This is a genomic window from Azospirillum sp. UENF 111221, assembly GCF_058780625.1.
The window spans coordinates 89,138-111,785 of sequence record NZ_JBSNCH010000002.1; the positions used below are offsets into that span (position 1 = coordinate 89,138).

The following is a 22,648-nucleotide window of genomic DNA, read 5'->3' on the forward strand; positions in this document are numbered from 1 at the left end:
AAAAGAGAGAGGCCGGTCCCTGGCGATTTTAGTGTGCACTGCAAAAAATCCGCTATTCCAAAGGTTTCGCCTGCGACATCCTGTCAAGGCCGCCCTGGCATAACCCTTGCTGATACGGATGCATGCACCCCCGTCCCGGGGTTTGCCAGGAAAGAGCGCCGCGATGCCGCTTGTCACCGCCACAACCCTTCTGCCTGTCCCGGCGCGCCACGTGTGGCCGCTGGTGCGGTGGGATGGCGCTGTCGGTGAATGGTATCCCGGCGCGGTTTCCATGACCGTGGACGGGACGGAAAAGGGCGCGCTCAGGCGCCTGCGGCTTTACGACGGCTCGCCGGTCGTCCACCGGCTGGAACATGTCAGCCGGGTCGATGACGCCTACACCTATGCGGTGATCGAGGGACCGTATCCGGTCGCCGACCTGCTGGCGCAAATCCGCCTGCGGGCCGATGGGGAGGGGCAGGCCGTGCTTCACTGGACCGCCACCTTCCATTCCTACGCCTCCCACCCGCAAGAGGGGACGGAGGCGGAAGCCGAACGGTTCGTCCGCGACCTCTACGACGCCGGCATGGCCCGGCTCCGTACTCTGCTTCATCCGTGAATTCCGAAAACGACACTCCAGACGCCAAGCGTCGGAAAAGAATAACCGAGGGAGCACCGTCCAAATGAGTTTCCTGATCTGCCTGGGAGCGCTCGCGTTCCTCATGCTGGTCGCCTACCGGGGCTTCAGCGTCATCCTCTTCGCGCCGGTGGCGGCGCTGGGGGCCGTGCTGCTGACCGACCCGTCCGCGGTGCCGCCGATCTTCACCGGCCTGTTCATGGACAAGATGGTCGGCTTCGTGAAGCTGTACTTCCCGGTCTTCCTGCTGGGCGCGGTGTTCGGCAAGGTGATCGAGCTGTCCGGCTTCTCCAAGTCGATCGTCTCGGCCGTGATCAAGCTGGTGGGGCGCGAGCGCGCGGTGACCTCCATCGTGCTGGTCTGCCTGCTGCTGACCTACGGTGGCGTGTCGCTGTTCGTCGTGGTCTTCGCCGTCTATCCCTTCGCGGCCGAGATGTTCCGGCAGGGCGACATCCCCAAGCGCCTGATCCCCGGCGTGATCGCGCTCGGTGCCTTCACCGTCACCATGGACGCGCTGCCGGGTACGCCGCAGATCCAGAACATCATCCCCACCACCTTCTTCAAGACCGACGCCTATGCCGCTCCCTGGCTGGGCCTGATCGGTTCGGTCTTCATCCTGACGCTGGGCCTGCTGTATCTGGAATGGCGCGTCCGTTCGGCCATCGCGCGCGGCGAGGGCTATGGCAGCGGCCACACCAACGAGCCGGAAGCCGTGGCGTCCGAGGCGCTGCCGAACCCGATCCTGGCGCTGTCGCCGCTGGTCGCCGTCGGCGTGCTGAACAAGCTGTTCACCATGGCGATCCCCAGCGTCTACGGCGCCACCAGCGAAGTGGCGCTGACCCCCGGCGCCAAGCCGCTGGTGACGCAAGTGTCCTCGGTCGCCGGCATCTGGGCGGTGGAAGGGGCTCTGCTCTGCGGCATCCTGATGGTGCTGGCCTTCGCCTGGAAGCCGGTGTCCCAGCGCTTCGCCGAAGGCACCAAGGCCGCCATCGGCGGTTCGCTGCTGGCCTCGATGAACACGGCGTCCGAATACGGCTTCGGAGCGGTGATCGCGGCACTGCCGGGCTTCCTGGTGATCCGTGACGCGCTGGCCGCCATTCCCAACCCGCTGGTGAACGAGGCGGTGACCGTCACCGCGCTGGCCGGCATCACCGGATCGGCGTCGGGCGGCATGAGCATCGCGCTGGCGGCCATGGCCGACCAGTTCATCACCGCCGCCAACGCCGCCGGCATCCCGATGGAGGTGCTGCACCGCGTCGCCTCCATGGCCAGCGGCGGCATGGACACCTTGCCGCACAACGGCGCCGTCATCACCCTGCTGGGCGTCACCGGCTTGACGCACCGGCAATCCTACGGCGACATCTTCGCCGTCACCTGCATCAAGACGCTGGCGGTCTTCTTCGTGATCGCCGTCTACTACCTGACCGGGATCGTCTGATCATGAAGAACAAGCTCATTTCCCTGGAGGACGCCGTCGCGCGCATTCCCGATGGGGCGTCCCTGCTGATCGGCGGCTTCATGGCCGTCGGCGGCCCCAACCGGCTGGTGGACGAACTGATCCGCCAGGGCAAGCGCGAACTGACCATCATCGCCAACGACACCGCCCGGCCCAACAACGGCCTGGGCAAGCTGGTGGTGGAGAAGCTGGTCCGTCGCGTCGTGACAAGCCACATCGGCCTGAACCCCGAGACGCAGAAGCAGATGATCGCCGGGGCCATCGAGGTGGAACTGGTGCCGCAAGGCACGCTGGCCGAGCGCATCCGCGCCGGCGGCGTCGGGCTGGGCGGCGTTCTGACCGCCACCGGCGTCGGCACCATCGTGGAGGAGGGCAAGCGCACGGTCGAGATCGACGGCGTCACCTACCTGCTGGAAATGCCGATCAAGGCCGATTTCGCGCTGGTCGCCGCCAAGCAGGCCGACCTGTACGGCAACCTGACCTACGCGCTGACCGCCCGCAATTTCAACCCGTTGATGGCGATGGCCGGCGCCACCGTGATCGCCGAGGCCGAGGACATCCTGCCGGTCGGCTGCATCCCGCCCGACGCGGTGATGACGCCGTCGGTGCTGGTCGATTACATCGTCGCCGCAACGCCGCGCTGATCGGGGAGTAGAGAGCCATGGATGAAAAGACCCTGATCGCCAAGCGCGTTGCGCTGGAACTGATGGATGGCGACCTCGTCAACCTGGGCATCGGCCTGCCGACCCTGGTCGCCCGCTATGTCCCCCCTGGCCGCCATGTGTTCTTCCAGTCGGAGAACGGCATCGTCGGCATGTCCGGCCCGATCACCGGGGCGGAAAACCACGACCTGACCGATGCCGGCGGCTCGCCCATCTCGGCCCTGCCGGGGGCGGCGTCCTTCGACAGTGCCTTCTCCTTCGGGTTGATCCGCGGCGGCCATCTGGACGTCACCGTGCTGGGCGGCCTGCAGGTGGACCGCGAAGGGCGGCTGGCCAACTGGATGGTGCCGGGCAAGATGGTGCCGGGCATGGGCGGCGCGATGGACCTCGTCACCGGCGCCCGCCGGGTGATCGTCGCCATGCAGCACAGCGCCAAGGGCGAGGCGAAGATCGTCGAACGCTGCGCCCTGCCGCTGACCTCGGTCCGCCGGGTCGATCTGGTGGTGACCGACCTCGCCGTCATCGAACCGACCGACGCCGGCCTCGTCTTGAAGGAAACCGCCCCCGGTGTCACGGTGGAGCAGGTGATCGCCAACACCGGGTGCGAACTGATCATCGCCCCGGACCTCCGTTCCATGCCGATCGAAGGATAAAGAAGAATGACCAATCTGAAGGGGAAGGCTGCGCTCGTCACTGGGTCCACCAGCGGGATCGGCCTTGGGATCGCACGGCAACTGGCGGGCCAGGGCGCCGACCTGATGCTGAACGGCTTCGGCGATGCCGGCTACATCGCCGAGCTGTGCCAGTCGCTGTCCAAGGAGTTCGGCGTGCGCGTCGCCCACAACGGCGCCGACATGTCGAAGCCGGAGGAGATCGAGGCGATGGTCGCCGCCACCGAGGCGGCCTATGGCCGGCTGGACGTGCTGGTCAACAATGCCGGCATCCAGCATGTGTCGTCGGTCGACACCTTCCCGGTGGAGCGCTGGGACGCGGTGATCGCCATCAACCTGTCGGCCGTCTTCCACGGCACCCGCGCCGCTCTGCCGGGCATGAAGGCGCGCGGCTGGGGCCGGGTCATCAACATCGCCTCGGTCCATGGGCTGGTGGCTTCGGTCAACAAGTCTGCCTATGTCGCCGCCAAGCATGGCGTGATCGGCCTGACCAAGGTGACGGCGCTGGAACTGGCGGAGACCAACATCACCTGCAATGCCATCTGCCCGGGCTGGGTGCTGACGCCGCTGGTGCAGAAGCAGATCGACGCGCTGGCCGCCACGCGCGGCCTGTCGGTGGAGGAGGCTGGACGCGAACTGCTCAGCGAGAAGCAGCCGTCCAAATCCTTCGTCACGCCGGAACAACTGGGCGAACTGGCGGTGTTCCTGTGCTCCGAGGCCGCCGGCAACATGCGCGGCGCGGCTCTGACCATGGATGGTGGCTGGACCGCCCAGTAAATGGTGCGTCGGCCCAAGCGGTTCCAAAGCGGCTTGGGCTGGACGCGCACCGAAGCGTCCCGGGAGCGGATCGAAAGGTCCGTTTCCGGGGCTGCTTTTTTTCCGGTTTCAGGTTTCGCTGGTGGCCGGAACCGTGTCGAAGGGCGTCGCGATGAAGGGGCGGCCCTGTCCATGGCCGGCGCGGGCGTGACCGCGTTCGGTCGCCGCCTGCCGGAAATAGCCGACAACGAACACGCGCAGGGCATTTGCAAGGGAAACGCCCGACCGTGATGAATGGCGGGCCTGCTGCTCCATGCGGTCACGCACGTCGTCGCACAACTCGTCCACCGTCATAACTTCCCGCCGGCAGATCTCCTCCAGCCCTTCCCAATAGGAAGGCTCAAGCCGGATCGAAACGTCACGTCCAGACAATTTCAGCGTGCGAGAGGCCAGAGAAGCGGCACCTGTGGATTGATCGATGCGAGATTTGCTGTCCCCAACGCTCGACATGTTCGTATGCCCTCGTGCTACCCGTGCGATTGCCCCCAACGCATGAACACTATAACGCGACCACAACCGGTTTTGGGAACAAAACTTTAGGCATGTAAGGATTCCCCCTAGGGGGTGCGTTCCGGATCTCCGGCCATGTCCTTGAGCAAAGCCACATCGTTGATGACGATAAAACCTTTGGCATATGTCACTGTTCCGGTCCTGCGCAGGGCGCCAAGACACTTGTTCACCATTTCACGGGTGACGCCCAGCATGTTTGCCAATGCTTCCTGGGACAGGGGCAAAGTCAGCCGCAGACCGGCGGGGGTTGGCTGCCCGTAACTGTCCGACAGCAGCAGCAGCCGGCGCGCGAGCCTGCGTGGAACATCGTGGAACACGGCGTCCTCGATGTTCTCCGACACCCAGCGCAGCCGGTCGCAAAGGACGATCATCATGCGGGTGCAGAGACGCGGGTGACGCTCCAGGAAGGGGATGAAGTCGGCGCGGTCGATCCGGAACAGCTCGACCGGCCGCAGGGCGACCGCGGCGGCGGTCCGTTCCCGGCCGTCGATCAGCCCGATCTCGCCCAGGACATCGCCGGCTTCCAGGATGTTCAGCAGCATGGTCTTGCCATCCGCCGATGAGGTGCGGATGGCGATCTGGCCCTTCAGCACGGCGAACAGGCTGTCGCCCGGGTCGCCCTTGTCGAAGATGATCTGGTCGGCATCGAAGCGTGCCATGCGGCCCAGAGCCACCATCTCGGCCATCTGCTCGGGATCGAGTTCCCCGAGCAGCCGGTTGCGCCTCAGCACCGATGCGACATCCACAGGCGCGTTCATCCGTTCGTCCAGACACAGTTTCGAGCCGGGCTGGCGGTCATCGCCACCCCGGCGCGATCAGTCTAGCCAAAACGCGCTTACATCGCGAGCGGCGCCGCATCGCGCAGGGCGCGTTCCCACAGGACGGTGTGTTCAAAATGGAAACGGGCTTCGGTGGTCGCATCATCGCTCGTCGCGCGGCCCAGCCGGCGTGCCATGGCGCGCAGCATCGCCTTGGCGTCCTCGCGCTTCTGGTCGAAACGACCCAGCGGCAGCCAGCCGCGAAAAGCCGCCAGTTCGGAAGCCGGCAGGGCGATGTCGCCGCCCAGCCGCAGCATCCGGCCATAGCCGCGCTCGCGGTAGGGCAGTTCCTTGGCGATGGACTCCAGGCGCAGGGCCGTCCCGGCGGTCAGCACCCGGTCGGCGACCGCGTCGGACAGGGTGCGGCGGATGTTGACCATCGCCTCCGACAGGGAGGTGTAGCCCAGCTCGGCCGGGCCGTGGATCACCGCCACCTCGTCGTCGTCCTCCAGCCGGCCGTCGCGGAAGGCCTCGAAGATGGCGCCGACGCCGGTCATGCCGAAGGGATACAGTTCCGCCGCGCGCAGGGCGCCCATGCTGGAGGCGCCGAACACCGGGATGCCGGCGTGGATGGCGTAGAGGATTTCCTTGTGCCAGACCGACGGCACGCTTTCGAAAAAGCCGTCGATGATGCCGATGGCCGCTGGCTTTTCGGCGCACAGCCGCAGAACGTCGCCCTGGGCGACCGGCGGCAGGTAGGTGGCGTCCAGCTCCAGCGCCGCATCCTCGCGCGGCAGGGTGGGGCCCAGGAAGACATAGATGCCGCTCATGCCGCCTTCTCCATGGCTTGGCTGCCGAGAGCGCGCAGGCCGCGTTCGCCCAGCAGGTAATCGGGGGATTCGTCGGCACCCTCCAGCCCGGGCACGACGACACGCACGACCGGGATGCCGAATTCCGGCTTGGTCAGGTCGACCGCCACCGCCTCCTCGATGCCGACGGTGCGCAGCCTGTCAAGCTGATGGGCGAGATCGGCCTCGATGGTGGGCGCGGCGCCGGTCGGGCAGTGGTGGAAGGATCGCCTGCCGACGCCCTCCACGATCATCGCCTTCCAGCGGGCATGGTGGGCGGGGTCGAGGTGGCGCTCATACTCGGCACGGGGCATGTCGTCGCGGGCACCGGCGATGAAGGTCAGGCGGCTCTGCGCCGCCTCGGTCAGGGCGCGGGACAGGGCGATCTCGCGCGCCACGTGGCAGCCCATGCCGATGGCCGGGCGGATGGAATGCTGGGGCAGCTCCTCCCGTTCGACGATGCGGCAGAGGAAGGCGGGCAAGCCGACGTCGCTTGTGGTCTCCCACACGCCGACGGCGACGCCGGCCGCCTCGAAGCGGTCGATCAGCGAGCGGCAGACCGGATCGTCGATGCTGTCCAGGTCGATGCGGGTCGCGACCTGGGCAGCGGGCTCCTGCAGGTGCCACAGGGTGGTCGCATCGCGCTCCACCAGTTCGGTGACCGCGTGGCTGATCGCCTCGACCTTGTGGTTGCCGGATGCCAGACCGTTGGAGCCGGCCAGGAAGGCACCGTGGCCGGGGGCCATCGGCACGGTGAAATTCAGGTGGACCATTTCGAACGGCACCCATTTCGGGCCGCCGCTCAGCAGGTCCTGACCCTCGATCCACAGGATGGGGCTGTGGGGATTGAAACTTCCGGTCGACAGCCGGGGCAGGCGGTCGACATCCACCACCGGATGGGTCCAGCGCAGCTCTTCGAAGCTGGCGAACTTCAGCGGCAGGGTAATGCGTTCGGCGTGATAGCTCTCGATCGATTCCATGACCCCCGACGCCTTGGCGGCGGCGAGCGTCACTCCCTTGCCCTGCGACACCGAGATGGAGCGCGAATTCGGCCGCGTCACCATCACCACCGGAATGCCGACGGCATCCAGTCCGGTGACGTTTGCGACCCGGGTGATCCCCATGATCGGCAGGAACGGGGCGACCCGCGCCAGGGTCTGTTCGGGTGCCACGACCCGGTGGGTGCCGACCGTATGGGCCTTCACCGCATCCGAAACGGAGGCTTTGATATCGAGCAGATCGAAGGGCATCGCAACTGATCCGGGGCGGAGGAAAATCGAAGAGGCGTCCTGTTCCCGGGTCCGTGGCCGGTCAGCACCTCATCGGTGCTGGTGGCCACGGTCCAAAAACCGGTACCGGGATTCCGATCAGGCGCCCGGGGTGATGCTGTAGCGACCGGCTTCATGATCGGCGGCATCGAAGGTGCTGCGGTCACCGGAGCGGACGAGGTTGCGGGCCGTGGAGGCCTGAATTTCGGCGATCTCGGTCACGCCCTGGGCCGAAACATTGTACAGACGGCCATCAGCGCCACGGATCATCGAGGACTGGGACAGGTTGAGCGACATCGTGCATCTCCTTGGTGTGAGGTGATGTGCCTATTTCTTCGAATTCGAACTGATTTACGCTGTGAAGTTTTTCACTTTGCGAGCACTGGCATTGGGATAACACGGCACTGCCAGTCGGATGTATCCGTGACGGCGACGGCCAAGGAGTTCCATACAATGCTGAACACCGTCAGCAAGCGTCGTGAGGATCGGTCCAGCCATTTATCCGGGTTGATGGATTGGCCCGCGATGTCGGTCCGTGTCGTTCCGGTTGGAAACGGCCAAAGGCGCGTGCGTCTTGAAAATGCAGTGTGGGATAGCTTGGATGCAATTGCCCAATCCGAGGGGCTTCTGACCAAGCAACTCTGCGCAAAACTTGATGCCCGCCGCTGTGAAAGCGTTGCGCTGAGCAGCGAAATTCGCAGTTTTGTGTTGGATTATTTTCGGAGAAAAGACCAGATCTAGAAAATTATCTCAGGAATTTTCGATTTCATTGAGGTTTCATTAGGCGTCCAGTCTCATTTTTTCCGTTCGAACGTTTCTCCCACCTTGACTGCTGAATGTCGTCAGCAGTCCCCCCGCATGCGCCACCAGTGACGTTTGAGAGGTGTTGCGGGCAATTTCCAACCCGTTGCGTGCGGCTTGCATGGCTTCATCCAGCCTTCCCGTGGAAGCGAGCGCCTGGGCATACCAGATCATGACCTGAGGAACGCGCCCAAGCGGGTGAAGCCGCCCATTGCCGCCGCCCTGCTGGAGGAAAAGCGCGAAGCTGCGATCGAACATCGCGAAGCCGGCCTCCCGGTCTCCCGTCAGGACCGACGCATACCCGATGCCGCCCATGACCAGCGGCAGCAGCAGCGGAGCATGGATTGCGTGTCCGATGGACAATGCGGTTTCGAATGCTGGGACGCTGTCTTTCAAGTGCCCGCAGATGATCTGCGTCCATCCCAGATGCGTCAGGGCAAACAATCTCGAGAAAAGGTGATTGCTTTCCTCGGCGATCTCGACCGACCGGCGACCGGCCTCCACCGCCTCTTCGGCCCGTCCCAGTTGGGCAAGACAGCGTGCCGCGATGCTGCCCATATGCACCTGTGCGACGGTTGCCAGTCCATAGCGGTCGTGCGGGCGGGATGTGGTGAGCATGGTGGCGCCAAGCTCGAACGTTTCCAGGGCGTCGACGAAAAGTCCCTTGTCTGTTTGCAGGCCGCCCAGCCGGAACAGAAGCTGGACGCGGGTGCGGCGGTCGTCCCGCTCGTCCAGTGCGGACAAGCCGTCCCGGCAAAGTGCCAGCCCCTGATCCAGATCGCCGAAAGTCCACAGGAACGACGCCAGCATCGAGCAGGCTCGGGCGTAGCGGACGCGGTCGCCCGACTCCCGCGCCATGGCGATGGCCCGTTGCAGGTGGTCGTCCACCCCCATCGATCCGCGCGGCAGCAGCGACCGCGGAAGTGCGATCAGCAGATCGATTTGACGCGCCGTGTTCCTTGGATGATCCGGCAGATGCCGCACCGCGGCCAGGGCGTTGGCGTAATGCCGGCTGGAGTCCTCCAGTTTGGAGCGGCCCTCGGCCCTTTCGCCCGCCCGCCGGCCAAACAGGTGCGCGGCCGGCCAGTTCTCCGCCATGAAGGCATGGTGGGCCAGCAGGTCCAGGCGGTTCGGCAGGTCGTGGTCGCGGCGGTGGCGCAACGCCTCCAGCACGCGGGCATGCAGCGCCCGGCGGTCGGACTTGGTCAGGGTGGCGTAGGCGACTTCCTGGATCAGCGCATGCTTGAAGGAATATTCCAGGTTGGGCAGCAGACGGGTGCGCAGCACGAAGCCGGCGCGCTCCAGATAGGCCAGGGAGTCGGACAGGACCGGCGTGGACAGTCCGGTCAGCGCCTGGAGCAGCCCGACGTCGAAGGTGGTGCCGATCACGGCTGCATTCATCAGCAGCCGGCGCCGCTCCAGCGTCATCATGTCCATGCGCTCGGCCAGCAGGGCATGAAGCGTGCGCGGCAGCTTGTGGACCACCAGAGGATCGATCAGCCGGTAGGCACCCGGCGTGCCCTCGATGGCGTTCGACGCCTCAAGCGTGCGCAGAACCTCCTCCAGATAGAGCGGAACGCCCTGGCAGCGGCTGGCGACCTGGGCCTTCAGCTCCACCAGCGACCAGTCGGGGCCGAGCCAGTGTGCCAGGAACCTTTGCACCTGATCCGGCGACAGCATGCCCAGATCGATACGGCGCCCGCCCGGACGGCCGCTCCAGCCCCGTTCTTCCGACTCCGGTCCCAGCGGGGGAGGCCGTCGTGTGGCGAGCAGCAGCAGGCGAGCCCTCGACCCCGGCAGCGCCTGGGCCAGCCGGTCCAGCAGCCGCACCATCACCGGCCGGGCCCAATGGGCGTCCTCCACCAGCACCAGCAGCGGTCGTCCCACTGCTCCACTCGCCGTCCCATCCCCCGAGTCGCTTCCACCGCCGGTTCCGAGCGGTGCTGCCAGTTCCAGCGTCGCCCCCACCAGACCTTCGATGCCCAGGGACAGGCGCTGCGCCGCGTCCAGGCCGCTCCACAGCGGATCCAGCCCGGATCGGCCGAACAGCGCGTGCACGGCATCGCCGGCCAGCGAGCCGGACCGGCGGCGTGCCGCTTCGCAGACCCAGCCGATGCCTTCCTCGCTGGCGCAGCCGGCCACCTGTTCGGCCAGGCTCAGCGCCACCGCCTCGAGGTCGTCGGGATCGGCCAGCCGGCGGATCGGCATCTGCGGCCATTGCAGCAGGGTCCAGCGCCGGCTGCGCGGGTCGCGCAGGAACTCGCCGACGAGGCGGGACTTGCCGATTCCGGCCTCTCCCTGGAGCAGAAGCTGGGCGGGAGCCCCGGCCTCCACCGAATCGGCGATGGCGAACAGGGTCGCCACCTCCTCTTCCCGGCCGACATGCGGGGCGTCGGTGGCGGACAGCAGGTCGGTGGCGGTGCGGCGGACGGCACGCGCCCCGTCGAGCAGGAACGCCGGCATCGGCTCCACCTCGTCGGACAGGCGCAAGCTTCCCATCGGGCGCGCGGCCACCCCGACCGGGATCAGGTCCAGCGTGTCCCGGCTGAGCTGTGCGGTGTCGGAAGCCGCGCGCTGCTGCAGCTTGGCGGCCATATGCACGCACTCGCCGACCGCGCGATAGTCGGTCCACAGCCCATTGGTCACCACATGGGCGACGACGTCACCCGAACTGATGCCGATGCGGATGTGGAAGAGAGGCCGTCCCTGTTCGTCGCGGGTGGCGCTGAGGATGTCCTGGGCGGCAAGGCAGGCGCGCAGTGCATGGTCCTCCTTGGCGCCGGGGGCGCCGAAGGTCGCCAGGAAGCCGTCACCCAGCATCTGGGTCACCGTGCCTTCGAAACGCGGCACAGCCTCCGTCACACGGTTCAGGATCGAAAGGAGCAGATCGTCCGCATCCTCGGGATCGCGGCCTGCCACCATGGCGGAGGAACGGACGATGTCGACGAACATCGCCGTGACGACCTTGCGTTCGCGCGGCTTATCGCCCGGCAGGCGAGATGCCTCCTGCCAGGGACGGCCTTCGTCCGTCGCTGCGCCCAACATGGTGTCCGCCACGTCCGCCCCCCTCGCGGAATTCGCGTTGGCATATTAGAGCATGCATTTCGAATTTTGCGAACATCCGAGCGATGCGACACCCGAAGATTTTCCCGCCAACGGAAAGTAACATATCTGTGTATGTAATTCCTGGCAAAAAGAAAGCGCCGCGACTTGCGCGGCGCTTTGATTGTTACTTGTGATGAATGTTCGTTGTGCCTGATTGCGGCGCTGCCGGCGCCCGTTGCCTAAACCATGTCAGCGGCGGACGGCGATATTCTCCACCTGGGTCACGTCACGCACGGCGCCGCGGTCGGCACTGGTGGTCAGGGCGGCGTAGGCGCGGAGAGCCGGGGAAACCAGACGGTCGCGGTTGACGGGCTTCCAGGCATCCATGCCCTTGGCGTTCATCGCGTCGCGGCGGCGCTGCATCTCCTGGTCGTCGACGGCGAGACGGATGATGCGGTTGGGAATGTCGATCTCGATGCGGTCGCCATCCTGCACCAGCCCGATGGCGCCGCCCTGGGCTGCTTCCGGAGAGACGTGGCCGATCGACAGGCCGGACGTCCCGCCGGAGAAACGGCCGTCGGTCACCAGCGCGCAGGCCTTGCCCAGCCCCTTCGACTTCAGATAGCTGGTCGGGTACAGCATTTCCTGCATGCCGGGACCGCCGCGCGGGCCCTCGTAGCGGATGACCACCACCTCGCCAGCCTTGACCACGTCGCCCAGGATGCCGGCGACGGCATCGTCCTGGCTTTCGAAGACGCGGGCCGGACCGGCGAAGACGAGGTTGGAGGCGTCGACGCCCGCCGTCTTCACGATGCAGCCGTTCTCCGCGATGTTGCCGTACAGCACGGCGAGGCCGCCATCCTGGCTGAAGGCGTTCTCGGCCTTGCGGATCACGCCCTTCTCACGGTCGAGGTCCAACTCAGGCCAGCGGCGTTCCTGGCTGAAGGGCACGACGGTCGGGATGCCGCCGGGGGCGGCCCGATACAGGGTGTGGACGGACTGGTCCTGGGTGCGCATCACATCCCAGCGGTCCAGCGCCTCGCCGAGCGACGGCGCATGGACGGTCGGGGTATCGCGGTTCAGCAGACCGGCGCGGTCCAACTCGCCAAGGATGCCGAAGATGCCGCCGGCGCGGTGGACGTCCTCGATGTGGACGTTGGCCACGGCGGGAGCGACCTTGCAGACATTGGGGACGCGGCGCGACAGCCTGTCGATGTCCTCCATGGTGAAATCGATGCCGCCCTCCTGCGCCGCCGCCAGGATGTGCAGGACTGTGTTGGTCGAGCCGCCCATGGCGATGTCGAGCGTCATCGCGTTCTCGAACGCTTCTTTGGTGGCGATGCCGCGCGGCAGGGCGGTGGCGTCCTCCTCCTGGTACCAGCGGCGGCAGAGATCGACCGCCATGCGGCCGGCGGCGAGGAACAGCTCCTTGCGGTCGGCGTGGGTCGCCAGGATGGTGCCGTTGCCGGGCAGCGACAGGCCCAGCGCCTCGGTCAGGCAGTTCATCGAGTTGGCGGTGAACATGCCGGAGCAGGAGCCGCAGGTCGGGCAGGAGCCGCGCTCCATTTCCGCCGCCTCTTCATCCGAGACGGTCGGATCGGCGGCGGCGACCATGGCGTCGATCAGGTCGACCGACTTGATCTTGCCGCGCCACTTGACCTTGCCGGCCTCCATCGGGCCGCCGGAGACGAAGACCGCCGGGATGTTCAGGCGCATCGCGGCCATCAGCATGCCGGGCGTGATCTTGTCGCAGTTGGAGATGCAGACCAGCGCGTCGGCGCAATGGGCGTTCGCCATGTATTCCACCGCGTCGGCAATCAGCTCGCGCGAGGGCAGGCTGTACAGCATGCCGCCATGGCCCATGGCGATGCCGTCGTCCACGGCGATGGTGTTGAACTCCTTCGCCACGCCGCCGGCCTTCTCGATCTCGCGCGCCACCAGCTGGCCCAGATCCTTCAGATGGACGTGGCCGGGGACGAACTGGGTGAAGGAGTTGGCGATGGCGATGATCGGCTTGCCGAAATCGCCGTCCTTCATGCCGGTTGCCCGCCACAGGCCGCGCGCGCCCGCCATGTTGCGGCCATGGGTGGAGGTGCGGGAACGGTAGTGCGGCATGGATCGGTCCTCAGCTGGTCGATTTTGGCGAATTGGCGAAAGGAATGGAACGAAACGGGTGGGCACCTTAGCAATCTCCTGTCGCGCGCGCCAGAGGCGCGATCTCGTCCAGGGCGCTGGAGGCGCGACGCGGACGTGGCCCTGCCATGCACGCCGCGAGGATTGCCGATGATAAGCTTGCTTATTAGTTTTGAGGAACCAATAAGCAAGCTTACGATCCGCCGATGTCCTCCCCTGCCGATCCCCGCTCCGCAAATGCCCATTCGACGAGTCTGGGCGCCGTTTTGACCGACACGGCGCGCTTGATGCGCGTCCGTTTCGACCAGCGCGCCCGCCATCTCGGCCTGACCCGCGCACAATGGTCGGTGATCGCCACGCTGGCGCGGAACGAGGGGATCAAGCAGGCGGCGCTGGCCGACCTGCTGGAGATCGAGCCGATCACGCTCTGCCGGCAGATCGACCGCATGGAGGAGGGCGGCTGGATCGAACGCCGCACCGATCCGACCGACCGGCGCGCCCGGCTGCCGCACCTGACGCCGAAGGCGCATGCGGTGCTGGAGCAGGGCCGGGCGCTCGCCGCCGGGCTCTATGCGGAGGCGCTCACCGGCCTGCCGCCCGATGCCGAAGCCATGCTGGTCGGGATGCTGGCCCACATGCGCGCCAACCTTTCCGACCGCCGGGCGGAACCGCCCGCGAAGACCGCCGCTGAAAAGATCGCCGCCAAAGCCTGACGACCCCGCCTTTTTCTTCGGGACCCGACCGCCATGACCGCCGTGACCGACCGCGATACCGATACCCGCCCGGATGCTCAGAATCCGGCAGCCAAGCCCATCCGACGGACGCGCTGGCGCCGCTGGCTGCTGATGGCCGCCCTGCCGCTGCTGGTGGCGGTCGGCGGCGGCTATGAATATGTTGTGGGCGGACGTTATGTCTCGACCGACAATGCCTATGTCCAGCAGGACAAGGTGACGATCAGCCCGGATATCTCCGGCCGCATCGTCGAGGTGGCGGTGCATGAGAACCAGCAGGTCCATCGCGGCGACCTGCTGTTCCGCATCGATGACGAGCCCTACCGGCTGGCCTTGCAGCAGGCCGATGCGGCACTCGCCTCTGCCCGGCTGAAGGTGGAACAGCTGCGCGCCGACCTGGGCGAGGCGCAGGCCAAGCAGGCCGCGGCGGAGGAGAAGGTCTCCTTCGAGCAGCGCGAGTTCCAGCGCCAGCAGGATCTGCTGAAGACCGGCGTCGCCGCGCGGGCCACCTACGATTCGGTGCGCCACGACCTGATGGCGGCCCAGCAGGATCTGAACACGGAGAAGCAGGCGGTGATCAGCGCCCGCGCCGCCCTTGGCGGCGATCCCGAAATCCCCACCGACCGCCATCCGACGGTGCTGGAGGCGCTGGCGAAGAAGGCATCGGCGCAGCGCGACCTAGACCACACGGTGGTGGCGGCGCCGGCCGACGGCGTGGTGAGCCAGACCGACCGGCTTCTGGTCGGGCAATATGCCTCGGTCGGGCTGTCGGCGGTCAGCTTGGTGATGAGCGGGTCGAGCTGGGTCGAGGCCAATTTCAAGGAAACCGACCTGACCCACATGGCGGTCGGCCAGACCGCGACGGTGGTGCTGGATGCCTATTCCGGCCGCACCCTGACCGCCCATGTCGAGAGCATCGGCGCCGGCACCGGATCGGAATTCTCGGTCCTGCCCGCCCAGAACGCCACCGGCAACTGGGTGAAGGTGGTGCAGCGGGTGCCGGTCCGCCTCCGCATCGACCGGCCGGAGGGCGAGCCCGTGCCGCTGCGCACCGGCCTCAGCGCCGAGGTGGAGGTCGACACCCACCACAGCCGGCCGTTGCCGGGCGCCATCGGAAACGCGGTCGCGGCGATCCGGTAAGGCAACCACGCATCCATCATCCGCAGGCATCCCATGGCCGCCAGCCAATCCTCCGTAGCCCCGCATGAGGTGAAGCATCGCGGCATGATCACCGTGTCGATCATGCTCGCCACCATCATGCAGGTGCTGGACACCACCATCGCCAACGTCGCGCTTCCCAGCATGCAGGGCAGCCTGGGGGCGGCGCAGGACACCATCACCTGGGTGCTGACCTCCTACATCGTCGCGGCGGCCATCGCGACACCGGCCACCGGCTGGATGGCGGACCGGTTCGGGCGCAAGCGCCTGTTCCTGATCGCGGTGGCGGGCTTCACGGCGGCGTCGGTGCTGTGCGGGCTGGCCGGCAGCCTGACGCAGATGGTGGCCTTCCGGCTGGTGCAGGGCGTCTTCGGCGCGGCATTGGTGCCGCTGTCGCAGTCGGTGCTGCTCGACATCAACCCGAAGGAGCGGCACGGGCAGGCGATGGCGCTCTGGGGGGCCGGTATCATGGTCGGTCCCATCGCCGGCCCGACGCTGGGCGGCTGGCTGACCGACAGCTTCAGCTGGCGCTGGGTCTTCTACATCAACCTGCCGGTCGGGCTGCTGGCCTTCGCCGGCATGGCGGTCTTCCTGCACGAGACCAAGGGGCGCATCCGCAGCTTCGATTTCTTCGGCTTCGCCATGCTGGGGCTGGCGGTCGGCGCCTTCCAGATGCTGCTGGACCGCGGCGAGCAGCTGGACTGGTTCGGTGCGACCGAGATCTGGATCGAGACGGCCCTGGCCGCCTGCGCCTTCTGGGTTTTCGCCATCCACATCGCCACCGCCCATGGCAACACGAAGACCGAGCCCTTCATCGACCCGGCGCTCTTGCGCGACCGCAATTTCGTCACCGGGCTGGTCCTGATCTTTGTGATCGGTGTCATCCTGCTGGCGACCATGGCGCTGCTGCCGCCGATGCTGCAGAACCTGCTGGGCTACCCGACGGTCACCACCGGGCTGGTGCTGGCGCCGCGCGGCGTCGGCACGATGATCTCGATGCTGATGGTGGGGCGGCTGGTGCGCCGGGTGGATGCGCGGCTGCTGATCCTGGCCGGCGTGCTGCTGACCAGCTGGTCGCTGTGGTCCATGACCGGCTTCACCATCGTGATGGACCGCGAGCCGATCATCATCAGCGGCGTGGTGCAGGGGCTGGGCCTGGGGCTGGTGTTCGTGCCGCTCAGCACCATCGCCTTCGCCACGCTGGAGCCGCGGCTGCGCACCGATGCCGCCAGCCTGTTCAGCCTGGTCCGCAACCTGGGCAGCAGCGTCGGCATCTCGGTGGTGATGACCCTGCTGTCGCAGAACACCCAGATCAACCACGCCAGCCTCGCCGCTCACCTGACGCCCTTCTCCCAGATGATGACGGAGCAGGTGACCGCCACGCCCGAGGCGCTGGCGATGCTGAATGCCCAGGTCACGCAGCAGGCGGCGATGATCGCCTACATCGACGACTTCAAGCTGATGATGTATGTCGCCCTGCTGGTCATCCCGATGCTGCTGCTGCTCCGGCGGCCGAAGGCGGGAGCCCCGGCGCCGGAGGAAGCGGCGGTGATGGAGTAGGGGCGCCGCTCCGGTCAGGCGGCCATGCTCGACATCGCCCGGCAGCTTTCGGCGCAGCGGCGGCACATCTCGGCGCAGCGCTTCATCATGGCGTCGTCGGCCATGCGGTCGCACTGGTCGGCGCAGGCCGCACAGATCTCGGCGCAGGCGCCGCAGGTTAGATGGTGGAAGCGGGAGCCGCGGATCATGAAATCCGCGCTGGTGCGGCAGATGTCGACGCAGTCCAGCAGCAGGCGGACATGCCCGGCCTCCGCATGCGCACCGCCCTTGGTCAGGCAGTGCGATACGGTTTCCAGGCAGACCGTGTGGCAATCGGTGCAGTTGCGGATGCAGTCGTCCATCGACGGCGTGCCGGCCATGACGGTTCCTCCGGAGAAGAGTGCAGGGATTACCTGACAACCGGCTCCGGGGCCGCTGGGTTCCGGCAAGGGAGGCTGGATCAGCCGGCGGTGGCGCTCTTGCCGCCGTCCTTCTTCGAGCTGCGCGGGGGCTTTGCAGCCGGAGTCTTTGCGGTTGTGGACTTGGTGGGCGCCGCCTTGGCGGTGGTTTTTGCCGGAGCCTTGACGGAGGCGGCCTGCTCGGCCGGAGCGGCATCGGCCTTCGGCTTCGAGGCAGTCGCTTTGGAGGCAGCGGCCGGCTTGGCCTTCGCCGGCTTGGCCGCTTCGGATTTGGCGCTCTCCGCCGGGGCGCTCGCGACTTCCGACAGGGATTCGGCGGCGGCACGGGTGCTCTTGCCGGCGGCCTTGGAGCTGGAAGGCTTCTTGCGCGAGCCGGCGACCTTGCCGGTCGGCTCCAGCGCACCGGCGCCGCGAACCTCCGCCTCGGCCTGGGTCCAATGGTCGGAGTCGCGGCCGTGCGGACGGCCCTCGCTCTCCCACAACTCGTGGGCACGGCGTCGGATACGCTCCTGGATATCGTCGGTATCGGCCATCGAGTTCCCCATGTGTCTGTCCGGCAATCGTCTGCCCGGCGGGTCTGCCATACCGTATTTTGTGGCAGCGACCCGCCAACGTTGCAAAGCCACTCGTGCGAGGCACCACGAAAGAGGCGGAGACTCCCGACTCCGCCGTTCCATGAGGGCAACACCGGAGCAAGCGTCTGGTTCCCAGGGGAAACGGGAGATGGTTCCCAACCGGCCTGTTCCGTGCCACAAGGCGGCCGACCTGAACCGTGAGCCGTGCCAATCATGATGCCTGCACCCTCCGCCGCCCGTCCCTCCCTGCTCGACCGCGTCGCGGCGGCGCCTTGGTGGCTGCTGTGCGCCGGGCTGGCGGCGGCGATGGCGCTGTCGGTCCTGCTGGTCGGGTTCCGTCTGCCCTATTGGGTGCATTCCGATCAGGATCTGGTGCTGGCCTATCACGGGCTGCTGTTCGGCGACGGGCTCTCGCAGGAGTATTTCGACCATCCCGGCTACGGCTATTTCCTGGTGATCGACGTCTGGTACCGGCTGCTGCATGCGGTTGGGCTGCTGCCGGTCGCCAGCCTGTCGGCCCTGCCGCCGGGCAGCGACGTCGCGGCGACCGAAGCCGTTTGGCAGTCGCTGGTCCAGGCCGGGCGGGCGCTGTCGATCCTGCTGACCGCCGCCTTCGCCGTCAGCTATGCCACGCTGCTGCGCGGGCTGGTGGAGGACCGGCGGGTGGCGCTGCTGGCCGGCATCCTGCTGGCCTTCGGCGTCGGGCTGACGGCGCAGGGGCGGCAGATGCGCACCGACCTGCTGTCGGCCGGTTTCGTCGTGCTGGGGCTGCTGCTGGTCCTGCGGGCGGTGCGGCCGGCGGACGGCAAGCCGTGCGGCGGCGCATCGCTGCTGCAACTGGCGCTGGGCGGGTTGCTGGTCGGGCTGGCCATGGTGACCAAGGTGCAGGCGGTCTTCCTGGCGATGGGGCTGCCGGTGGCGGCGATCCTGTTCGGGCGGCCGGCGGAGGCCGTGCCGGAAAAGGGCTGGGGCGTTGCCGCGCTGGTCGGGCTGATGGCGGTGGCCGCGGCGGTGCCGGCCTTCGGGCTGATCCAGGCCGGGCTGGCCGGCTGGGGGCGGGCGGTCTATCCGTATACTCCCGTTGGCGGCGGGCTGTCGGGCGGCGGCTATCAGAGCATCGTCGCCGGCTGGGTGCTGGTCGGCATCCTGGTCCATGCGGCGGTCCACCGGGTGCCGGTGGCCCGCGTGGTGGCCGGGGCGGCGGCGGTGCTGCTGGGGCTGGCGGCCGGGCTGCTGGCGCTCGACATCCGCTGGAACGAGCAGAACGCCATCGCCGTGGCGAACTTCGTCGAGCATATGTTCGTCTTCTCCTCCTGGCGGCACGGGGCGGAGCTTCAGGGCCAGGGGAATGTGGTCGGGCAGGGGACGCTCGGGCTGCTGCTGGCCGGCATCGGCCGGACGCTGGCGATCCGCACCATCGTCCTGCACCCCGACAACATCCCGCAGACCATCGTCGTCGAGTGGTTCGCGCTGGCCGGTGCGGTGGTGCTGTGGCGGCGGGGAGAGCGGCTGGCGGCGGTGCAGGCGCTGTTCCTGCTGCTGGTCGCCTGGGGGCTGGAGTCGCTGTTCTCGCTGCGCGGCTTCCAGCGCGCCTATGCCGCCTACACCGACCCGCTGGCGATCCTGTCCGCCGCCTGGGTGCTGGCGCGGATGCCGGGGTTGCTGGAGCGGGCGAGGCCGCGGCGCTGGATCCTGGCGGGCGTGGCGCTGGTGGTGGTCGCGGCCCATGCCTGGCCGGTCATCGAAACCCGCAAGCTGCCGAACCCGGCGACCCATTGCGAGTGGATCCCGGTCTACATGCCCAAGGTGGCGCCGTTTCCCTTCTGTCATTAAGTCCCTTCTGCCGTTAGGAACCTCCCAGGGTCCGCGCGCGGTCGAGTGCCTCGACCACGCCGGCGCTGTCGATGTCGTTGAAGTCGGGACGGTGGTGGATCAGCACGCGCGGGCCGGTGCTGTGGATCGGGTTGGAGGCGTCGGAGAACACCACGACGGTGGGGCAGCCGACGGCGGCGATCAGGTGGGTCGGGCCGGTGTCGTTGCCGACCGCCCCCCAGGCCCGGCGCGCCAGCCCGCCCAGCTCCGGCACGCTGGTGCGGTCGGTGAGGTCGACCGCCTGCGGGCAGGTCTCGGCGATCACGCGGGCGAGGTCGCGCTCGATGCCGGTGCCGATCACCGCCGGCACGATGCCGCGCTCGGCCAGCGCCGCCGCCACCTCGGCATAGCGGCGGGCCGGCCAGCGCTTGTCCGGCCGTCCGGGGGAGGAGCCGGGGACCAGCAGGGCGAAGCGCTCCGGCAGACCGAACTTGGCGATGTCGGCATCGAGCCAGGACAGGTCCGGCGTCTCGTCCGGGACGATGCCGAAGGGAGCGAGCTGGCGGACATAGCGGTCGCGCACCGGCACCTTGCGCCGGCCTTCGTAGCGGTCGGGATGCGAGGCGCCGCGGGCGGTGCCCGACCATTCCGGCCAGGGGCCGGGGAACAGCAGCCGGTGATAGAGGTCGGTGCGCGTCTGCGCCTGGAGATCGTAGACGCGGTCGAAGCGCTGGGCGCGCAAGGCCCGGCGGATCGCCAGATAGGCCGACAGCGAACGGTCGCGCGGGTCCTCCAGCACCTCGTCGAACAGCCCGCTCATCCGGGCGAGCGGGGCGAGCGAGGGCAGGGTCAGCAGGGTCAGCCGGTCGCCGGCATGGTGGCGGCGGATGGCGGCGAAGGCGGTCTGGGCCAGGAAGAAGTCGCCGAAGGCGCCCAGCTTGATGACCAGGATGCGGAGCGGGCGCTTGCTCATCGTGTCTTGTTCCCGATAGGGGCCCCGATGCGGGTCGCCAGCCGCAGCATCAGCGCCGCGGACAGGAAGCCTGCCATCCACCAGGGTTGCCAGATGCCGTAGGCGGTGCTGCCCATCGCCATCGCCGTGGCGAACAGCGCCAGCGCGAAGGGCTGGTCGCGGCGCTCCAGCCGGGCGGTGGCGGCCAGCAGCAGCAGCATCGCCGCCAGCGCCAGCGCCGCCCCGACCGCCCCGGTCTCCAGCCAGAGCTGGAGGAAGGCGTTGTGGGGATGCAGCGGCAGCAGGCTGTCGCCGATCGGCGAGAATTCCGACACCGCCCCTTCCGGCGGCAGGGAGCGCGAGGCGTCGATGCCCTGGCCGAACACCGGCGTGCGCAGCGCGCGCTCCGCCGCATGGCCCCAGATCTCCACCCGGTGCTGGGCGGAGCGGAACAGCAGGCCGGAATGGTCGAGGTCGAGCGGGCCGGAGAACAGCAGGGCGGCGGGCAGCACCAGCAGGAAGGCGGCAGTGACCGCGGTGCTGAACAGCCGGCGGGTCCATTTGGCGGAGGCGCGGGCGGCGGCGAGCGTGACCAGCCCGGCGGCGATGCCCAGCATGGCCGACCGGCTGGTCAGCGGCAGGCAGGCCAGCGCATAGCCGACCGGCACCAGCAGGGCCAGCGCCTTGCGCCCGAAGCGGTCCACCGCCAGGGCGGCGGGCCAGACCAGCAGGCAGAGCAGCGCCGCCGTCCGCTTCGGCACATTGCCGTTCAGCAGGTTGGGCAGCTGGTCGTCGGGCACGCTGTTCCACCAGCGGTTCAGCGGGAAGTCCAGCGCCGCCTCCACCGCGAACAGCAGCCCGCCGGCCAGCCCGCCGGCCAGGAACAGCCCGGCCAGCCGCCGCGCGTCGGCCGCCGGCAGCCCGGCGATCCAGGCGCCGCCGGCCAGCGCACCGAGCGCGATGTAGCCGATCTCCAGCACCGTCGCGAGCGCGCGGTCCGACGGGCTCCACAGGGTGGAGGCCAGGGCCAGGAGAAGGAAGGCGCCGACGGCGGCGACCGGCGGCGTGAGGCGCAGGATGCGCCCGAAGGCCCCGCGCCGGGCCAAACCGGCGAGCGACAGCACCAGCACGAGGATGGCCCAGACCGGCAGCCCGCGCGGGGCGAGTGCTGCCAGCGGCCCCAGCACCAGGGCGGCGGCCCCGGCCACACCGTGCAGCACGGCATCGACCCCGCGGCCGGCGGGAGACGGGCGGGGAACTGGGGGAGCGGGGCGCGACGCGGTGGCGTCCAGGGACTTGACGGGCATGACCTTGACGCGGATCAGCGGAAACCGGCGGCGACTTAACCGCACTCCCGCCCCGAAAGCAACGGCGCGCGGTCGGTGGCGGCCGGGCGCCCTATGGGAGGCGTGTAACGGCGTGGAACAGGGATCCGGGGGCTGTTCCATTGTTTCATCCGCCGTCGGGGCGGTGCCGGAGGGTGCGGCCGGGCTGACGGTTTGAAACAGCGTGGAACAGGAATTCGGATCGTGTTCACCTCTTTCATGCGGAGCGGGGGCAGTACCGGGGGACGCGGGGCGGGCTGACGGTTTGAAACAGCGTGGAACAGAAATCCGGGTGTGTTCCACTGTCTCACCAAGGGTGAAGGCATTGGCGGGAAACGCAGATCGGGTGAACGGCGTCCGGCGCGGCATGGCGGCTCCTGGCCGGCAGTAGCAAGGATGATAGTCCTATCATGGTTGTCGCGGCTTGGGGAAAGGGTGGATGAAAATCGGGGTTGCCCCCTCTCCCCGGGGGAGAGGGGATCTTGGTCGTGTCGCTGGGTGGCTCCCAGCACGCCGTGGATTGCGTTACGCTCTGTTCCATAGGGGCGAAGGG

21 protein-coding genes are annotated in these 22,648 nt (G+C 67.9%); 10 read left to right on the top strand and 11 right to left on the bottom strand.

Annotated elements, in window-relative coordinates:
* Positions 1 to 163 precede the first annotated feature (163 nt).
* The 5 genes from ACWPN3_RS04920 (at position 164) to ACWPN3_RS04940 (ending at position 4,182) form a co-directional block, all read left to right on the top strand.
* Complete coding sequence (locus ACWPN3_RS04920; RefSeq protein WP_492261151.1) at positions 164 to 598, top strand: SRPBCC family protein; 435 nt, start codon at positions 164 to 166, stop codon at positions 596 to 598.
* 64 nt (positions 599 to 662) lie between these two features.
* Complete coding sequence (locus ACWPN3_RS04925; protein ID WP_109448782.1) at positions 663 to 2,054, top strand: GntP family permease; 1,392 nt, start codon at positions 663 to 665, stop codon at positions 2,052 to 2,054.
* A gap of 2 nt (positions 2,055 to 2,056) precedes the next feature.
* Positions 2,057 to 2,716 carry a CoA transferase subunit A gene (locus tag ACWPN3_RS04930; RefSeq protein WP_492243761.1) on the top strand — a complete coding sequence of 220 codons (660 nt, stop codon included), beginning with the start codon at positions 2,057 to 2,059 and terminating at the stop codon, positions 2,714 to 2,716.
* 17 nt (positions 2,717 to 2,733) lie between these two features.
* The gene (locus tag ACWPN3_RS04935) at positions 2,734 to 3,387 is read left to right on the top strand and encodes a 3-oxoacid CoA-transferase subunit B (RefSeq protein WP_098735836.1); all 654 of its coding nucleotides are present in this window, start codon (positions 2,734 to 2,736) and stop codon (positions 3,385 to 3,387) included.
* Between the two features lie 6 nt (positions 3,388 to 3,393).
* Entirely contained in the window at positions 3,394 to 4,182 is a 789-nt protein-coding gene (locus ACWPN3_RS04940) for a 3-hydroxybutyrate dehydrogenase (protein ID WP_109448777.1), read from the top strand.
* 108 nt (positions 4,183 to 4,290) lie between these two features.
* On the opposite strand, the gene ACWPN3_RS04945 is transcribed toward ACWPN3_RS04940, so the two are convergent.
* The 5 genes from ACWPN3_RS04945 to ACWPN3_RS04965 form a co-directional block, all read right to left on the bottom strand.
* Positions 4,291 to 4,671 carry a ribbon-helix-helix domain-containing protein gene (locus ACWPN3_RS04945; RefSeq protein ID WP_109448775.1) on the bottom strand — a complete coding sequence of 127 codons (381 nt, stop codon included), beginning with the start codon at positions 4,669 to 4,671 and terminating at the stop codon, positions 4,291 to 4,293.
* 107 nt (positions 4,672 to 4,778) lie between these two features.
* Positions 4,779 to 5,489, bottom strand: coding sequence for a Crp/Fnr family transcriptional regulator (locus ACWPN3_RS04950; RefSeq protein ID WP_109448773.1), 711 nt, complete (start codon positions 5,487 to 5,489; stop codon positions 4,779 to 4,781).
* A gap of 77 nt (positions 5,490 to 5,566) precedes the next feature.
* Complete coding sequence (locus ACWPN3_RS04955; protein ID WP_109448771.1) at positions 5,567 to 6,319, bottom strand: TfuA-like protein; 753 nt, start codon at positions 6,317 to 6,319, stop codon at positions 5,567 to 5,569.
* A complete protein-coding gene (locus tag ACWPN3_RS04960) occupies positions 6,316 to 7,587 on the bottom strand; it encodes a YcaO-like family protein (RefSeq protein ID WP_492243760.1) in 1,272 nt (423 codons plus the stop codon). The genes ACWPN3_RS04955 and ACWPN3_RS04960 overlap by 4 nt, the downstream gene beginning before the upstream one ends.
* 117 nt (positions 7,588 to 7,704) lie before the next feature.
* Positions 7,705 to 7,902: a hypothetical protein gene (locus ACWPN3_RS04965; RefSeq protein WP_109048258.1), complete on the bottom strand. Its 198-nt coding sequence runs from the start codon at positions 7,900 to 7,902 to the stop codon at positions 7,705 to 7,707.
* A gap of 156 nt (positions 7,903 to 8,058) precedes the next feature.
* Here ACWPN3_RS04965 and ACWPN3_RS04970 point away from each other — a divergent pair, with 156 nt between their 5' ends.
* Entirely contained in the window at positions 8,059 to 8,346 is a 288-nt protein-coding gene (locus ACWPN3_RS04970) for a ribbon-helix-helix domain-containing protein (protein WP_492243759.1), read from the top strand.
* 39 nt (positions 8,347 to 8,385) lie between these two features.
* On the opposite strand, the gene ACWPN3_RS04975 is transcribed toward ACWPN3_RS04970, so the two are convergent.
* Together ACWPN3_RS04975 and ilvD are read right to left on the bottom strand one after the other, a co-directional pair.
* Positions 8,386 to 11,463: an ATP-binding protein gene (locus tag ACWPN3_RS04975; RefSeq protein WP_492243758.1), complete on the bottom strand. Its 3,078-nt coding sequence runs from the start codon at positions 11,461 to 11,463 to the stop codon at positions 8,386 to 8,388.
* A gap of 237 nt (positions 11,464 to 11,700) precedes the next feature.
* Positions 11,701 to 13,566: a dihydroxy-acid dehydratase gene (gene ilvD, locus ACWPN3_RS04980; protein WP_492243757.1), complete on the bottom strand. Its 1,866-nt coding sequence runs from the start codon at positions 13,564 to 13,566 to the stop codon at positions 11,701 to 11,703.
* A gap of 305 nt (positions 13,567 to 13,871) precedes the next feature.
* Between ilvD and ACWPN3_RS04985 the strand changes: the two genes are divergently transcribed.
* Genes ACWPN3_RS04985 through ACWPN3_RS04995 form a run of 3 tightly spaced genes read left to right on the top strand, consistent with a single transcriptional unit; the run spans position 13,872 to position 17,033 of the window.
* Complete coding sequence (locus ACWPN3_RS04985; RefSeq protein WP_492243756.1) at positions 13,872 to 14,297, top strand: MarR family winged helix-turn-helix transcriptional regulator; 426 nt, start codon at positions 13,872 to 13,874, stop codon at positions 14,295 to 14,297.
* 33 nt (positions 14,298 to 14,330) lie between these two features.
* On the top strand, positions 14,331 to 15,455 hold the full coding sequence (locus ACWPN3_RS04990) for an HlyD family secretion protein (protein ID WP_492243755.1): 1,125 nt from the start codon (positions 14,331 to 14,333) through the stop codon (positions 15,453 to 15,455).
* A 33-nt stretch (positions 15,456 to 15,488) separates the two neighbouring features.
* Positions 15,489 to 17,033, top strand: a complete 1,545-nt coding sequence (locus tag ACWPN3_RS04995) for a DHA2 family efflux MFS transporter permease subunit (RefSeq protein WP_109448758.1) — start codon at positions 15,489 to 15,491, stop codon at positions 17,031 to 17,033.
* A 14-nt stretch (positions 17,034 to 17,047) separates the two neighbouring features.
* Here ACWPN3_RS04995 and ACWPN3_RS05000 read toward each other — a convergent pair whose 3' ends face one another.
* Together ACWPN3_RS05000 and ACWPN3_RS05005 are read right to left on the bottom strand one after the other, a co-directional pair.
* Positions 17,048 to 17,392: a four-helix bundle copper-binding protein gene (locus ACWPN3_RS05000; protein WP_109448755.1), complete on the bottom strand. Its 345-nt coding sequence runs from the start codon at positions 17,390 to 17,392 to the stop codon at positions 17,048 to 17,050.
* An 80-nt stretch (positions 17,393 to 17,472) separates the two neighbouring features.
* The gene (locus tag ACWPN3_RS05005; RefSeq protein ID WP_199237646.1) at positions 17,473 to 17,976 is read right to left on the bottom strand and encodes a DUF2934 domain-containing protein; all 504 of its coding nucleotides are present in this window, start codon (positions 17,974 to 17,976) and stop codon (positions 17,473 to 17,475) included.
* 243 nt (positions 17,977 to 18,219) lie between these two features.
* On the opposite strand from ACWPN3_RS05005, the gene ACWPN3_RS05010 reads away from it, so the two are divergent.
* A complete protein-coding gene (locus ACWPN3_RS05010) occupies positions 18,220 to 19,839 on the top strand; it encodes a hypothetical protein (protein ID WP_492243754.1) in 1,620 nt (539 codons plus the stop codon).
* A gap of 13 nt (positions 19,840 to 19,852) precedes the next feature.
* Here ACWPN3_RS05010 and ACWPN3_RS05015 read toward each other — a convergent pair whose 3' ends face one another.
* Together ACWPN3_RS05015 and ACWPN3_RS05020 are read right to left on the bottom strand one after the other, a co-directional pair.
* Positions 19,853 to 20,791 carry a glycosyltransferase family 9 protein gene (locus ACWPN3_RS05015; RefSeq protein WP_109448751.1) on the bottom strand — a complete coding sequence of 313 codons (939 nt, stop codon included), beginning with the start codon at positions 20,789 to 20,791 and terminating at the stop codon, positions 19,853 to 19,855.
* Positions 20,788 to 22,077 (bottom strand): O-antigen ligase family protein, encoded by a 1,290-nt coding sequence (locus ACWPN3_RS05020; protein WP_492243753.1) that lies wholly within the window; start codon positions 22,075 to 22,077, stop codon positions 20,788 to 20,790. Before ACWPN3_RS05020 ends, ACWPN3_RS05015 begins: the two co-directional genes overlap by 4 nt.
* Between the last annotated feature and the right edge of the window lie 571 nt (positions 22,078 to 22,648).